Here is a 15,487-nt window from a genome sequence, read left to right on the forward strand (position 1 = left end):
CTTTGCTCTATCCCTCTGGCTAACTAACAAGAGGCGTTGCCAACGCCCTAAAGGATTTCTATGTCACTGCCACGACCATGGTTTCATTGCGCGCTCACATTGGGCGGTCTGCTGCTGAGCGTTGTTGCCTCAGCCCAGGTCGGCCGCGTGGAGTTGGGCGCGGCCGCCTCCCAGGCGGACCTGACCATGGGTTGCCTGTACCCGATGACCGAGCGCGCAGTGATCTACGGCCAGGACAGCATCGCCGGGATTCAGCTCGCCCTCGGCGAGTTGCAGGCCCAGCGCGAGGCCGGCCAGCAAGTGCCGCGCCTGCGGGTGATTATCGACGACGACCAGTCCAAGGCTTCCTACGGCGTAGGCCTTGCTAAAAACTTTATCCACCAGGACGGTGTGCAAGTGCTGTGCGGCATGGTCTCGTCCGGCGTGGGCCTGGCGGTCAGCCAGTTGGCCAAGCGCGAGAAGGTGTTGATGATCGGCACCGACCATGCGTCCTCGCGCATGCCCCTGGAAAACGGCCACCCGTACTACTTCCGGGTCACCAATGACACCTGGACCTCGATGGCCGCCGGTGCCCGCTACCTGCAAGCCCTGCAACAACAAACCGGCTGGAAACGCTTGGCGTTCATCGGCCCGGATTACGAATACGGCCATGTGTCCCGTGATGACTTGCACGAAGCCTTTGCCCAACTGGGGGTTAAGTTTGAGGACGTCACCGAGCTCTGGCCACGCCTGTATGAGCCTGACTATTCGGCCTATATCGCCGCCCTGGAACAAGCCAAGCCCGACATCATTGTCTCGGCCCTGTGGGGCGGTGACTTCCACGCCTTCGTCAAGCAGGCGGCCGGCACCCAATTGTTCGCCACGTCGCGCCTAGCCAACTTCGACACCGGTGGCAACTACGATTTCCTGGTGTCCCTGGGCGACAAAGCACCGCCCGGGCTGATCCTCTCGGCGCGGCACCACAACAACTGGCCGGACACGCCGCGCAATCGCTCCTTTGTCGAGCGCTTCCAGGCCTTGAACGGTCGCTACCCGACCTACGCCGCCCAAGGCGCCTATACCGGGGTCATGGTGCTGGCCAAAGCCTACGAAAAAGCCGCGGGCAGCACTGACACCCAGGCGTTGATCCGTGCCCTGGAGGGTTTGGAGATCGCCCTGCCGGAAGACCCGCCCGGGTTTGTCTCGCGGATCGACCCACAAACCCACCAGATCCAGCAGACCCAGGCCATCGGCACACCGGTACTCAACAACGACTACCCGCCCGCCAAGGCCATGCTGGGCAATTGGGCGGTGTATTCCGCCCAGGAACTGCAGCAAAGCAGCGCCACCATCAAACGTCGCATGGCCGCTGAAAGCCCTGGCTCGAAAAACAGCCGTCCCGAGAGTCCTTAGTCAACTCATTAATCGACAGTGGAAGCACAGATGAACAACTATAAGAAAAGCGCACTGAAACACCCTTTGACCTTAGCCATTACCGCTGGCTTGGCACTGTCCATGGGCTCCTCGGCCATGGCTGCCGAGAACGGCAAGTTCCGCATCGGCGTGGTGACTTTTCTATCGGGTCCAGCAGCCGGGCCGTTCGGCGAGCCCTCCGCGAACGCCGCCAAAGTGCTGGTGGAAGGGCTAAACAAAGGCAAGCTCCCGGTGCCTTACAACACCATCGGTATCAACGGTGCCGAAATCGAGGTGGTGATCATCGACGAGGCGGGCGGCGCGGCCAAACAGGTCGAAGAGTTCCGTAACCTGGTGCAGCGCCAGAAGGTTGATGCGGTGGTTGGCTACATTTCTTCCGGTGACTGCTTGGCCATTGCGCCTGTGGCCGAAGAACTGGGTGCCATGACCGTGTTCTACGATTGCGGCACTTCCCAGTTGTTCAACGAAGACAAGACCCCGCAATTCGTGTTCCGCACCAGCCTCGATGCGGCCGTGGACAATATCGGCGCCGCCCGTTACCTGACCAAGACCCGCCCGGACGCGCAGAAAGTTGCCGGCATCCAGCAGAACTACGCCTGGGGCCAGGACAGCTGGAACGACTTCACCCACTCCATGGAGCAGTTGATGCCCAAGGCCAAGGTGGTCGAGTCGCAGATGCCGAAGGTCTTCCAGGGCCAATACGGCGCGGAGATTTCCGCACTGTCGGTCAAGCGTCCGGACATCATCCACTCCAGCTTCTGGGGCGGCGACATGGAAGCCCTGGTGTTGCAAGCCAACGCCCGTGGCCTGCTGGAAGACGCCACCGCCGTGCTGACCTGCGGCGAGTCTGCCCTGGACCGCTACAAGGACCAGGCGCCGAACGGCATGATTATCGGCGGTCGGGGCCCGTTCGGTGCGTTCGCGCCGGATAACGAACTCAATCGCTGGTTCAAGGACAAGTACCAAACCGCGTACAACACCGCGCCGACTTACCCCGCGAGCAAAATGGCCCAGGCCATTCTCGGACTCAAGCACGCGGCGGAAAACGCCAAGGTTGAATCGGGCAAGATCCCGGCGCCGCTGGAAATCGCCAAGGCCTTCAAGGGCGCGACCTTTGAATCGGTGTCCGGCACCGTACAAATGGCCCGCGCCGGCGGCCATCAGGCCATGCAGGGCATTTCCTATGGCGAGTACCAGTACGACAAGGCCAGTAAGAAAGGCAGCGTGCAAAACGTCATCGCTTTCTCTGGTGAGTGCGTGACCCCACCGGACGGCACCACCGCTCTGGAGTGGATCAAGGCTGGCTTCCCCGGTGCCCAGTGCAACTGATCAACCTCGCTTGATTGATCCGAAGTGGCGGCCCTGTGGCGCCGCCACCTTTTTGCCAAGGTAGGACCTCTATGATGAGTCTTTTCGCGGTGCTGATTGACGGCACCATCTATGCCTCGTGGCTGTTTCTGGTCGCGGCCGGGCTGACGGTGATCTACGGGGTCATGCGGATCCTGAACATGGCCCACGGTAGCTTCTATGCCATTGGCGCCTACACCGCCGCCTCGCTGGTGGGCTGGTATTTCAATAACGGCATCGGCCCAGTCTGGGCCGGTTACCTGCTGATGCTTGGCTGTGCCCTGGTGGCTGGGCTGATCGTCGGCCTGATTATCGAGCGCGGCCTGCTCAAGTTCATGTACGGCCGCGACGAAGTGCTGATGGTGATCATCACCTACGCGCTGCTGCTGGTGTTGGAAGACACCATGAAAATGATCTGGGGCGTGAACCCCTATTTCGCCTATCAACCCTATGCCGAAATGGGCCGCAGCGCCCTGGCCGGATTGAAGGTGTCCAATTACGACCTGATGCTGGTGGGTGTGTCGCTGGTGCTCGGGCTGGGCTTGTACCTGTGGCTGGAACGCACCAACCAGGGCAAGGTCCTGCGGGCTGTGATCCACGACCGCGAAGTGGCCATGGCCATGGGCGTGAACGTCAAGCGCATGTTCACCCTGGTCTTTGTGCTGGGCACCATGCTCGGCACCTTGGCTGGTGCCTTGACTGCTCCGGCGATTTCAGTGGTGCCGGGCATGGGCGTGGAAATCATCGTCCTGGCCTTCGCCGTGGTGGTCATCGGTGGCATGGGCAGTATCGAAGGCGCGGCAGTAGGCGCCTTGCTGGTGGGACTGAGCCGTGCGGCGGCGGTGCACTACGCGCCGGAATTCGAACTCTTTGTGATTTACGGCGTCATGGCGCTGGTTCTGGCGGTACGTCCGCAAGGCCTGTTCGGCCGCGTGCTTGCGAGGAAAATCTGATGCGCCTGGATAAAACCGAACTGATTCTACTGGCGGTTGCAGCGTTACTGGCCGCCGGTGGCTGGATTGCCCCGCAATGGCTGGTGTTCCTGCTGACCATGGCGCTGGCCAAGGCCATGGTGGTGCAAGGCGTGGTGATGCAGATGCGCGCCGGCCTGGTGACCTTTGGTCAGGGCCTGTTCTTCTGTGTCGGTGGCTACGCCGTGGGCATGAGCGGGCACTTCCTCAACATCAGCGACCTGGCCCTGCTGTTGGTGATCGGCGTTGGCGCGGCGGTGCTGCTGGCGATGATTCTGGGTCTGCTGATGACCCGCTATCGGGAGATTTTCTTTGCCATGCTATCGCTGGCGTTCTCGATGATCCTCTACGGCGTGCTGGTGAAAAGCTCGGCCCTGGGCAGTACCGACGGCTTCAACGTCAAGGCCTGGACACTGTTTGGCTGGTCGCCGGCTTCCGGGCAGGGGCCGCTGGCGCTGTTCATGATCATCATTGCCTGCTCGGCGGTACTGGCGGTGTTGCTGCATCGCTACAGCCGCAGCAGCGCCGGGATGATGTGCGAAGCCATCCGTGAAAACGAAGTGCGGGTCGAGTACCTCGGCCAGTCCCCGCGCTGGGTGCTGTACATGAACTACGTCGCAGCCGCGGCGGTATCGGCATTGGGTGGTGGTTTCATGGCGCTGTCCGCCGGGCATATCGACCCGGAAATGGCCTACTGGATCACCTCCGGCGAGTTCGTGTTCATCGCCTTGCTCGGCGGCACCGCCCACGTGGCCGCCCCCTTTATCGCCGCCATAGTGTTTGCCGTGGTGCGCACTTACGCCATCGAACTGGTGCCCCATAGCTGGCAGATGATCCTGGGCTTCACCTTGTTGGCGATCATCGTGTTCCTGCCCAAGGGCTTGTGGAGCCTATTTACCGGTAACGCCAGGAGGGCCAAAGCATGACCTGCATTCTCGAAACCCAGGGCCTGTGCAAAGAGTTCGGCGCCGTCACTGCGGCCAAGGACGTCAATGTGCGGATCAACAAAGGGGAAGTGGTCGGTGTAATCGGCTCCAACGGCGCCGGCAAGACCACCTTCATCAATATGGTCACGGGTTACTTGAAGCCGAGCCGGGGCGAGATCCTCTTCAATAACCAGTCGATCATTGGCCGCACGCCACGGGCGATTACCCGCTCGGGCATGGCCCGTTCGTTCCAGGTCGCCCAACTGTTCCCGCAATTGAGCGTGCTGGACAACCTGCTGATCGCGGTGGCGGCGGCAGAAAGTCCGTTTCCAGCGCTGCTGGCGCCCGTGCGCAGCGCCGCACGGATCGCCCGCGCCGACGCCATTCTCGCAGAGTTCGGCATACCGCAATGGCGCGACACCCTGGTCACGGCGGTGCCGCAAGGGGTGCGCAAACTCATCGACATCGCCATGGCGTTGATCGGTGACCCACAGATGTTGCTGCTCGACGAGCCCACCAGCGGTGTCAGCGCCGAAGAGAAAACCGCGCTGATGGACACCGTGATGCGGGTAGTCGCCGAACATCAAGTGACCGTGCTGTTCGTCGAACATGACATGGACGTGGTACGCCGCTATGTGTCGCGCATCCTTGCGTTCTACAGCGGTGAAGTCCTGGCCGACGGCGCCCCGCAAGAGGTGTTGGCCAATGCTCGGGTGCAGGAGTTCGTCACCGGCGGCGCCAAAGCCCACGACAAGGCCCACGACAAGGCGCAAAGGAGGGCCGTGAAATGAGCCTGGAAATTCGCAATCTCAACGTGTCGATTGAAGGCATACCGATCCTCAATGACGTGTCGCTGTACGTAGGCCCCGGGCAAATGGTCGGCTTGATCGGCCACAATGGCGCCGGCAAGACCACCTTGATCCGCGCCATCATGGGGTTGTTGCCCACTGACACCGGCGAAATGTTTTTCGATGGGCAGGACCTCTGCGCGCAACCGGCCTTTACTCGTGCGGCGACGGGTATCAGCTACTTGCCGGAAGACCGGCGCCTGATCCCGGCGCTGACCGTGGAAGAGAACATCATGCTGCCGGTGTGGGCCAATAAACTGGCCGACAGCAAGCAGCGCCTGGAATGGGTCTACGGTCTGATTCCGGAAATCGCCCAGTTCCGTGACCGCAAGGCCATGCAGTTGTCCGGTGGCCAGCAGAAGCTGGTGGCTTTGGCCCGCGCGCTGATGCCGGGCAACCAGTTGCTGATTCTGGACGAACCTTTCGAGGGTGTGGCGCCGGTGTTGTCCCGGCGTTTGAGCGAGGTGATCGCAAAACTGGGCCAGGAAGGCCTGTGCGTGCTGATCTCCGAATCCGATGACACACACTCTGCCGACCTGGTCGATGCGTTGTTCCGCATCGAGCGCGGCAGCGTGACAGCAGGGTAGGGCAGATAAATGTCGACGTTTAACTTTGAAACCACGCCTCGGGTGATTTGCGAGATCGATGGCGCATTACGCCTGGGCACCTTGTGCCGCGAGCTGAAGGCCGAGCGGGTATTGCTGGTCAGCGATCCGGGGCTGTTGCGCGCCGGTTTGCTGGATGCACCCTTGCGGGCCCTACGCGAAGCCGGGGTCGAAGCGACGCTGTACAGCGATGTGCAGGCCGATCCGCCGTCGGAATCGGTGCAGGACGCGGTGGATGCCGCGCGTAACTGCCGTGCCCAAGCAGTGATCGGCCTGGGTGGCGGCAGCTCCCTGGACACCGCGAAGTTGGTGGCCTTGCTCTGTGGCCGCGAACAGGCGCTGGAGTCGATCTACGGTATCAACCTGGCCCAAGGCCCGCGCTTGCCATTGATCCAGGTGCCGACCACGGCGGGTACGGGCTCGGAAGTGACGGCGGTGGCGATTGTCACCACCCCCAGTCATGAGAAGAAGGGCGTGGTCAGCCCATTGTTGTATCCGGATATCGCGTTGCTGGATGCCCGCCTGACCGTTGGCTTGCCTGCTGCCGTCAGCGCCATGACCGGTGTCGATGCCATGGTCCATGCCATCGAGGCGTACACCAGCGTGCACAAGAAGAATGTGCTGTCCGATGGCCTGGCAGTGCAGGCGTTGCGCCTGCTGGCGGGCAATCTGGATCGGGTCCTGGCCGAGCCGGGTGATTTGCAGGCCCGTTCCGACATGCTCCTGGGCTCGATGCTCGCGGGCATGGCCTTTGCCAACTCGCCGGTGGCGGCGGTGCATGCGCTGGCGTATCCGTTGGGCGGCCACTTCCATGTACCCCACGGTTTGAGCAACGCCCTGGTGCTGGTGCCGGTGCTGAACTTCAATCGTCCCGCAGCCTCGGCGTTGTACGCGCAACTGGCGGCGGCGGTGCTGCCGGGGCAGCGCTTTGCCAGCGAGGCACTGGCCTGCGATGCCTTCATTGAGTTCATGACCCGGTTGGTGGAACGCATGCCATTTGCCCAGCGGCTGCGGGACGTGGGCGTGACTGCCGACGACCTGGATCGCCTGACTGATGACGCGATGAAGGTCGAGCGCCTGCTCATCAATAACCCGCGTCCGGTAACCCGCGACGATGCCCGCGCCATTTATGCCTCGGTGCTGTAAACAGAGAGGATTGACCGATGAATTATGAATTCAGAAGCGTGCCGCGCATTGTCTGCGAAGCGGGCGCGTTGCACAGCGTGGGCACGGAACTCAAGGGCCTCGGTGCACAACGGGTGATGCTGGTGTGCGATCCGGGCATCGTCAGCCTCGGCTTTGCAGGCAAGGCCCAGGCGGCGCTGGAAGCGGCTGGCTGCGCGGTCACTGTGTTCGACCAAGTGGTTCCCGATCCGTCGTCCGCCGTGGTCAAGGAGGCCGCCGAGCAGGCACGTCAATTCAAGGCCGATGGCGTGCTGGGCCTCGGTGGCGGCAGTTCCCTGGACGCCGCCAAACTGGTGGCTTTACTGATTAACAGCGAACAGCCCCTGGAAGATCTGTATGGCACCGACAAAGCCCAGGGGCAGCGGGTGCCGCTGGTGTTGGTGCCGACCACGGCAGGCACCGGCTCGGAAGTGACCTGGGTCTCCGTCATCACTGACGAGCAACAGCGCAAGCAAGCGGTGTATTCGCCGCAACTGATGCCGGACGTGGCGGTGCTCGACCCGCTGCTGACACTCGGTCTGCCGGCCAAGGTCACCGCTGCCACCGGCCTGGACGCCATGGTTCATGCCATCGAGGCCTACACCAGTCGCACCCGCAAGAACCCTATTGCCGATGGCCTGGCCACCGCAGCCCTGGGGTTGCTGGGCGCCAACCTGCGCAAAGTGCTGGCCAACGGTCAGGACGTAGCGGCGCGTACGGCGATGCTGCAAGGCTCGCTGATGGCGGGCATGGCTTTCGTCAACGCCTCGGTGGCGGCGATCCATGGGTTGGCCTATCCGCTGGGGGCGCGTTTTCACATTCCCCACGGCCACGCCAATGCCCTGGTGATGGCGCCGGTGCTGCGCTTCAACCTGAGCGCGGCGCAAAGCCAATACGCGGAGCTGGCGGCGTACCTGTTGCCTGATCGCCATTTCGAGCACGAGGCCGATGCCGCGCAAGCGTTTGTCCAGGCCATTGAAACGCTGGTGGCCGCCAGCGGCCTGGAAACCCGCCTGTCGAAACTCGAGGTAGACGAACCCGCCCTCGCCGAGATGGCCAACGCGGTGGTGCTGAACCTGCGTCGCCTGATCGACAGCAATCCCAAGGACATGACCGAGCAGGACGTAGAAGCCCTCTACCGCAGCATCTTCTAACCGACTGACGCGCATCGCCTGCTAACAGGCGGTGTACTGAAGGGGTACGCACCCTAATTTGAGGGGCCGTATCAGCTTGCCCTCCCTTTTTTCACCTCGTCTGTCAACGCAGAGGGGAGGGTTTTGTGCGCTTTTTAACCATGAGAATAAAAATAATGAACTGCAGCAGTAAAACTATCCGCATGCTTACACCTGTCGTGAGCACCCATGCTCTCGGACTGGCGCTGGCCGTGTTTGCCTTTCCGGCCCTGGCCGAGGGTTTCTTCGAGGACGCCAAGGCGAGCCTGACGGCGCGCAACTTCTACATCAATCGCAACTTCACCAATCCGGCTTATCCGCAGAGCAAGGCTGAGGAGTGGACCCAGAGCTTTATCCTGGACGCCAAGTCCGGCTTTACCCAGGGGACGGTGGGTTTCGGTGTCGACGTGCTGGGGCTGTATGCGCTCAAGCTCGATGGTGGTCGCGGCACCACCAACACCCAATTGTTACCGGTGCATGAGGATGGCCGTCCTGCCGATGATTTTGGGCGATTGGGCGTGGCGTTGAAGGCTCGGCTGTCAAAAACTGAACTGAAGGTCGGCGAATGGATGCCGGTACTGCCGATCCTACGTTCCGATGACGGCCGCGCCCTGCCGCAAACCTTCCGGGGAGGCCAGGTTACCTCCCAGGAAATCGACGGCTTGACCCTGTATGGCGGGCAGTTCCGGGGTAACAGCCCGCGCAACGACGCAAGCATGGACGACATGTCGATGACCGGTGTCGGCGGCGTTACCTCCGACCGCTTCAACTTTGCCGGTGGCGAGTACAGCTTCAACGGCAAGCAAACCATGATTGGCCTGTGGAATGCCGAGCTCAAGGACATCTACAACCAGCAATTCATCAACCTGGTGCACAGCCAAGCGGTGGGTAGCTGGGTGCTGGGCGCCAATCTTGGCTACTTCATCGGCAAGGAGAGCGGCAGCAAACGGGCAGGGGAGCTGGACAACAAAACCGCCTCCGCCATGCTCTCGGCCAAGTACGGCAGCAGCACCTTTTACCTGGGGTTGCAGAAAGTCAGCGGCGACAACGCCTGGATGCGCGTCAATGGCACCAGCGGCGGCACCCTGGCCAACGACAGCTACAACTCAAGTTACGACAACGCCAAGGAGCGGTCCTGGCAGTTGCGTCACGACTTCAACTTCGCCGGTGTCGGCATTCCTGGCCTGACCCTGATGAACCGCTACATCAGCGGTGAAGACGTGCACACCGCGACTGTGAGCGACGGCAAGGAGTGGGGCAGGGAAAGTGAGTTGGCCTATGTGATCCAGAGTGGCAGCCTGAAAAACCTGTCGCTGAAATGGCGCAACAGCACATTGCGTCGCGATTACAGCAGCCTGGAGTTCGATGAGAACCGTCTGATTATCAGCTACGCCTTCTCGGCGCTATAAGCGCGGTTAGACGCTCTTTTGTTTGGATCAGCAACAGCGTTGCCTCAACTGACCTGGCCTGCGCTTGCCACCAGATCCTGTTGCGTATTCCACGCGGTGAGCGCGGCGATCCGCAAACCTTTCACCAGCGCTTCCAGTGCCATCGAAGGTTGCCCAGGGTCTACGCGGGCTGGGCAAGTAGGGCACATGAATAAAGCCCTAATGCTGGTTGGCGACAATGGAATGCAGGTCGGCGCGGATCAGTGCAGGTTCATTCGCAATTAATGCTGGTTTGCAGGACCGGACAGTCGCAGTTAATCCTGGTCGAAAAGCGCCTTGATTGCAGGTCGGGGCGTTTTCAAATGCAGGTCGTTATAGATAGCGACATCAAAAAAAGCACCTTAGCAGACTGTGTGAAAACCTAGCAATCTGCGCAGCGCTCAAAGAAAATGCTCCGTATCGAAAGATACGGAGCATTTTTCGTTATGGCCTACATCCAAGGAGAGTCCCGCAGCCAGACCAGTCTATTCCCGGTCTCGCTGGAAGAGTTGATCCCTGAGGATCACCTCGTCCGGGTTATTGACCTGTACGTCGCCAAGCTGGATCTGGTGCAACTGGGTTTTGATAAAGCGCTTCCCAAAAGCACCGGTCGCCCCTCTTATGACCCTGCCGATCAGCTAAAACTCTACCTCTACGGCTATTTTCAGCGGATCCGCTCATCGCGGCGGCTCGAAGCCGAATGCCAGCGCAACATCGAAGTGATGTGGCTGATCAACCGACTCAAACCCGACTTCAAGACCATCGCTGACTTTCGTAAAAACAACAAACTCGCCTTTGTGGCGACGTGTCGCGCCTTCGTTCGGTTTTGCCGCATGGCAGGCCTGATCGCAGGTGACTTGGTGGCCATCGATGGCAGTAAGTTTCAGGCGGTCGCTTCCTCGCGGCGCCACATGAACCTCAAGCAACTCAAGCGTCAGGAAGAGAAACTGGACAAGCGCATAGCCCAGTATCTGGCGGAACTGGATGAGGCCGACAAGGCCGAGGCGGGAGAGGTGATTGATCGCGGCGCGATCAAAACAGCACTGGCGCAGCTTGAAGTTCGGCAGCAGGACAATCAGAGCTGCCAGGCGCTGATGAATTCGATGGGCCTGGAGCAGTTCAACACCCATGAAAGCGATGCCCGCATGATGCGCACGCCCAAGGGGCCGCGTGTGTCCTACAACGTGCAGAGCGCCGTGGATGCCGCACATTGCCTGATTCTGCATCATGAAGTGACCCAGGACGGCGACGACCGAAAACAACTGGAGCCAATGGCAAAGGCCGCCAAAGAATACCTGGAACAAGATGCCTTGAGCGTGACGGCCGATGCCGGCTATTCAAACGGCCAGCAGTTTCAGGCCTACGAGGAGGCTGCAATTACGGTTTATGTGCCACCTAATCGCTCAGTCAACCCAGGCGGCGAGGAACTCTTTGAGCGCAAAGACTTTACCTACGAAGCCGAACACGATCGTTATCAATGCCCGGCGGGCAAGTGGTTGACGCTCAAGCAGCGCAACAAGGGTGATCGGATCTATCAGGCAGATGTCAGCGGCTGCGCTGCCTGCCCGCTCAAATCCCGATGCACTGGCGCTCAACGCCGCTACATCTCACGTCATGCCCATGAGGAAGCATTTGAGCGAATGGAGCAACGAATGCTGGCCCATCCGCAGATGATGGCCAGCCGAAGATCCATCGTTGAACACCCCTTCGGCAACCTGAAGCAATGGGTGTTTGGCAACGCTCGCTTCCTGTTGCGCCAACTGGATGGAGCGAGAGCGGAAATGGCCCTGGCAGTGAACGCCTACAACCTAAAACGCGCAATTAGCGTGCTCGGAGCCCGCCAGTTGATGGCGCTAATGGGCTAAAGGCCTTTTTTCGTCTGTCGTTCGCACAAAAACAAACGCCCCGAACAAGTCGGGGCGTTTGTTGGGCTGGCCTTCAGTGTGTTTTCACACAGTCTGTTAGGGTGCTTTTTTTGTTTTCAACTGCGCTCGTTGCGCAACCTTCTCCAGAGTGTCGTGCGGCTGATGCCTAGACGGCGGGCTGCCTCATCCAGGTTGCCCTGGCAGTCGTCCAGCGTCTGGCGCACATGGTTCAATTGCACCGTCTTGCTTAGCGTACGCAGGTTCTGCGTCGGTGCCGGCGGCATGGCCGATGGGTCTTTTCGCTGCTCGAAGAGCTCGGGAAGCAGGCGCGCCAGGCGTTGTTCGTCGATCTCGCCGTGTTGCGTCAGTTCCTTGGCCGAGAGCACTGCGCGTTCGACGATGTTCTCCAGTTCGCGCACGTTGCCCGGCCAGGCGTAAGCCATCAGGTACGGCAACAACGCCGGGGGCAGCGCACCCGCACCTCGCGGTTGGCCGCTGACCAGCAGGCTCTGGACGATGCCGCGGGCTATCAGCGCGATGTCCTCAGGGCGCTCGCGCAACGGCAGGGTTTGCAGGCGCAGGATGTTCAGCCGGTAATACAAGTCGGTGCGAAAGCGTCCGGCCTCAATCGCTCCACGCAAGTCCTGATGGGTGGCCGCGATGACCCGCACGTCGATGGATATCGGCTCGGTGCCGCCCAGGCGCAACACTTCGCGTTCCTGCAACACGCGAAGCAGACGAGTCTGCAGCGACACTGGCATGTCGCCGATCTCGTCGAGGAACAGCGTCCCGCGATGCGCTACCTCGAACAGACCGGGTTTGCCACCTTTGCGCGAGCCGCTGAACGCACCTTCCTCGTAGCCGAACAGCTCGCTCTCCAGCAGCGACTCCGGAAACGCCGCGCAGTTGATCGCCACGAAAGGCCCATGCGGGCGATGGCTGGTGTTGTGGATGCCCTGGGCCAGCAGCTCCTTGCCAGTGCCGCTCTCGCCGGTGATGAGGATGGTCGAGTTGGTCAGCGCATAGCGTTCGGCCAAGTGCAGCAGTTCACGGTTGGCCAGGCTGTTGCCGCTGATCTGCTCCAGTCGGTATTTGGCGGCGAACGCTCCCGGGCGGCGGGAGGAGCGAATGCGCTGGTCGGCGCGCTGTACTGCTGTGGTGTCCTGACAGACCAACACCATGCCGGTGCGCTGTCCGTTTTCCAGGATCGGCAGCAAGTTGCTGACCACTTGATGTGTGCCGAGGCGCATGACCTGGTTTTCTTCACCGATGCCATCGCGTAGCGCTTGCTCCAGGTCCAGCGCCGGACACAGTTCTTGCAAGGGCCGACCGAGCGCGGCGCTCACTGGCAGGTCCAGCAGCAACGCCAGTGCCGGGTTGAGCGATTGCACGATACCTTGGTTGTCCACCGCAGCCACACCGGCCGGAATGTGCTGCAAAACACCATTCAAATGTTGGCGCTTGGCGATTTCGATGCGTTGGCTGTGCAGGATGCCGAGCGCTTCCTCCAGGGCTTTGCGGACGGTCTCGGCGCTCAGCGATAGTACGCCATGCAGACCGGCCTGCTCCGCGATTTCGAGCACAGTGGACGAACCGATGATGCTGCGGCAACCGAGGCTGGCCATCTTTTCCACCGCCTGCCGCGCCTCCTCAAGGGTGGTGTAGGCCGCTTGATGGATCTGTACGGTGAACAGCGCGGCCATTGCTTGTAGTTCCACGTTGGTGCGGTTGTAGCTCAGGAGTGCCACCTGGGAGGAGTGCGAACGTGCCTGCTCCAGTGCGTGCAGCAGGTCAGCGCCGCTGATACGCATCGACAGTACCGGGCGGGTCAGATGCTTGCGCAGGTAGGCAGCGGTTGCGCCTGCGCACACGAACACGTCGACTTCACCGCGCCGCTCCAGCTCGCAAGCGACCTGAAGCGCTTCGTCCACCGAAGTGTCGAGCACCTTGATGTTGGTCTCATCGGCGTAGTCACCCATCAACCCCTCAACCACTTGCGCCAGTCGGCTCTGCTGATTGGGACGTTGCAGGTGGCTGATCAGCACGACGATTTGCGCACGGGGCAGTGACATGCACAACTCCTCATTTCAAATATGAAATTATTTTTCATAGTTGAACAGATTTGTCTCGATAGTGAAACGGATATTCAGCGTGGTGATGCACCCTGCATTTCAAGTGAGCTGCTGCAGCCCAGGCATGGCGGGGCTTTGCGCTTGATTGACGAAGGCCTGTTAGGATTTGGCCCGGCAGTTGCTATAGCTAACACGCCATAAGCAACTCCCGATAAAAAATCCAAAAGTCAGGGCGAATTGATTGATGAGCAGTCTCAACGCAGCATCTCAAGCAGCTGGCGTGCGCAGCGACGTGGCGAATGACGAAGGCCTGCTGGCTTTCATCCGAGAGCAGGCCGAGGCGCATCGGGTGGTCATCCTGCAGCGCAAGCAGCTTTCAGGCGGTGCGATCCAGGAAAACTGGTTGCTCGAATTGCAGGTCGACGGTGGCCCCTGGGCCGGCGTGCAACGCTGGGTACTGCGCAGCGATGCAGTCTCCGCGCTACCGGCCAGTCTCAGCCGTGCCGAAGAGTTCGCGGTGCTGAGTCGGGTCCATCGGGCCGGCGTGAAAGTGCCTCGGCCGCTGTGGTTGTGTCGCGACACTGCAGTGATTGGACGCGCATTCTTTCTGATGGAAATGGTTTCCGGGATCGCAGCCGGCCATTTGCTCACTGGCCGATGCGCTAGCGGAGGCAATCCGCAACTGGCCGCTGAGCTGGGGGCCAACCTGGCGCGGCTGCATCAACTACGCCCGCCAAGTGCAGAACTGGAATTTCTGCCGGTACCGAGCACGCCGCCGGCACTCGCCGCCATCGCTGCCTACCGCGCGTTCCTCGACCAGCACGCGTTTGCCCATCCAGTGCTGGAGTGGGGCCTGCGCTGGTGCGAACTGAATGCGCCGAGTGACAGTGTGGTGTGCTTGCTGCACCGCGACTACCGCACCGGTAACTACCTGGCGAGCGAAGAAGGCTTGCAGGCGGTACTCGACTGGGAATTCACCGGCTGGGGCGATCCGCGGGAAGACATCGGCTGGTTCAGCGCACGTTGCTGGCGATTCGCCCGACCGGACCTAGAAGCGGGGGGCATCGGCCCGCTGGAGGACTTTCTACGCGGCTACCGCGAGGTGTCCACGCTGCACATCGACCGTGAACAACTGAATTACTGGCAAGTGATGGCGACCTTGCGCTGGGCGGTGATCGCCCTGCAACAAGCGCAACGCCACCTCTGCGGTGAAGAGCCGTCGCTTGAGTTAGCACTGACCGGGCGTTTGCTGCCCGAGTTGGAGCTGGAAATCCTGCGCCTGACCACCGGAGGTGCCCGATGAACCGCCCCGATGCCCGCGAGCTGCTGGAAATCGCTCGCCAGACCCTGCTACAGACGTTGCTCCCCGAACTGCCCGCCGATAAGCGCTACCTGACGTTGATGGTGGCCAACGCGATGGCCATCGCTGTCCGCGAGTATCACGCCGGCAGTCGCGCCGACGCCGAGGAGGGCGAGCACCTGCGTGCACTGCTGAATGATCCGCAGCTGTCGCTTGAGCTTGCGCGTCAGCACCTGGTCGCCGCGATCCGCGAAGGTCGTTTCGACGCTGGAGATGAACAAGCTCAGCTACTGCAGGTGCTGCAACAGACAACCCTCGCGCATTTGGCGATCAGCAATCCCAAGGCGCTGCCTTGAGTGCGCTTGCACTTTCCAAAC

The 15,487-nt window shown here is 61.2% G+C and carries 13 protein-coding genes; 12 read left to right on the plus strand and 1 reads right to left on the minus strand.

All coding sequences use genetic code 11. From position 1 onward, the window contains the following. Window positions 1-60: 60 nt before the first annotated feature. From BLU63_RS19180 to BLU63_RS19225, 10 genes are all read left to right on the plus strand, one after another. Window positions 61-1,392, plus strand: a complete 1,332-nt coding sequence (locus BLU63_RS19180; protein ID WP_057005335.1) for an ABC transporter substrate-binding protein — start codon at window positions 61-63, stop codon at window positions 1,390-1,392. Window positions 1,393-1,422: 30 nt separating this feature from the next. Then, a complete protein-coding gene (locus tag BLU63_RS19185; protein ID WP_057005334.1) occupies window positions 1,423-2,742 on the plus strand; it encodes an ABC transporter substrate-binding protein in 1,320 nt (439 codons plus the stop codon). A gap of 74 nt (window positions 2,743-2,816) precedes the next feature. Further along, window positions 2,817-3,713 carry a branched-chain amino acid ABC transporter permease gene (locus BLU63_RS19190; protein WP_196765148.1) on the plus strand — a complete coding sequence of 299 codons (897 nt, stop codon included), beginning with the start codon at window positions 2,817-2,819 and terminating at the stop codon, window positions 3,711-3,713. Next, window positions 3,713-4,657, plus strand: coding sequence for a branched-chain amino acid ABC transporter permease (locus BLU63_RS19195; RefSeq protein ID WP_057005332.1), 945 nt, complete (start codon window positions 3,713-3,715; stop codon window positions 4,655-4,657). The genes BLU63_RS19190 and BLU63_RS19195 overlap by 1 nt, the downstream gene beginning before the upstream one ends. Then, window positions 4,654-5,448, plus strand: coding sequence for an ABC transporter ATP-binding protein (locus BLU63_RS19200; protein ID WP_057005331.1), 795 nt, complete (start codon window positions 4,654-4,656; stop codon window positions 5,446-5,448). The genes BLU63_RS19195 and BLU63_RS19200 overlap by 4 nt, the downstream gene beginning before the upstream one ends. After that, entirely contained in the window at window positions 5,445-6,092 is a 648-nt protein-coding gene (locus BLU63_RS19205) for an ATP-binding cassette domain-containing protein (RefSeq protein WP_057005330.1), read from the plus strand. The genes BLU63_RS19200 and BLU63_RS19205 overlap by 4 nt, the downstream gene beginning before the upstream one ends. 9 nt (window positions 6,093-6,101) lie before the next feature. After that, window positions 6,102-7,256, plus strand: a complete 1,155-nt coding sequence (locus BLU63_RS19210) for an iron-containing alcohol dehydrogenase (protein ID WP_057005329.1) — start codon at window positions 6,102-6,104, stop codon at window positions 7,254-7,256. 17 nt (window positions 7,257-7,273) lie between these two features. Beyond that, window positions 7,274-8,428, plus strand: a complete 1,155-nt coding sequence (locus BLU63_RS19215; RefSeq protein WP_057005328.1) for an iron-containing alcohol dehydrogenase — start codon at window positions 7,274-7,276, stop codon at window positions 8,426-8,428. A gap of 197 nt (window positions 8,429-8,625) precedes the next feature. After that, complete coding sequence (locus BLU63_RS19220; RefSeq protein WP_371859410.1) at window positions 8,626-9,855, plus strand: OprD family porin; 1,230 nt, start codon at window positions 8,626-8,628, stop codon at window positions 9,853-9,855. Window positions 9,856-10,319: 464 nt separating this feature from the next. Continuing rightward, a complete protein-coding gene (locus BLU63_RS19225; protein ID WP_057005327.1) occupies window positions 10,320-11,738 on the plus strand; it encodes an IS1182 family transposase in 1,419 nt (472 codons plus the stop codon). Window positions 11,739-11,854: 116 nt separating this feature from the next. Here the strand turns inward: BLU63_RS19225 and prpR are convergent, their stop codons facing one another. Beyond that, window positions 11,855-13,810 (minus strand): propionate catabolism operon regulatory protein PrpR, encoded by a 1,956-nt coding sequence (gene prpR / locus BLU63_RS19230; protein ID WP_057005326.1) that lies wholly within the window; start codon window positions 13,808-13,810, stop codon window positions 11,855-11,857. A gap of 244 nt (window positions 13,811-14,054) precedes the next feature. On the opposite strand from prpR, the gene BLU63_RS19235 reads away from it, so the two are divergent. Next, on the plus strand, window positions 14,055-15,113 hold the full coding sequence (locus BLU63_RS19235; protein ID WP_057005325.1) for a phosphotransferase family protein: 1,059 nt from the start codon (window positions 14,055-14,057) through the stop codon (window positions 15,111-15,113). Continuing rightward, the gene (locus BLU63_RS19240) at window positions 15,110-15,466 is read left to right on the plus strand and encodes a DUF6285 domain-containing protein (protein WP_057005324.1); all 357 of its coding nucleotides are present in this window, start codon (window positions 15,110-15,112) and stop codon (window positions 15,464-15,466) included. The genes BLU63_RS19235 and BLU63_RS19240 overlap by 4 nt, the downstream gene beginning before the upstream one ends. Window positions 15,467-15,487 lie beyond the last annotated feature (21 nt).

Source organism: Pseudomonas mandelii (assembly GCF_900106065.1).
Taxonomy (GTDB): Bacteria; Pseudomonadota; Gammaproteobacteria; order Pseudomonadales; family Pseudomonadaceae; genus Aquipseudomonas; species Aquipseudomonas mandelii.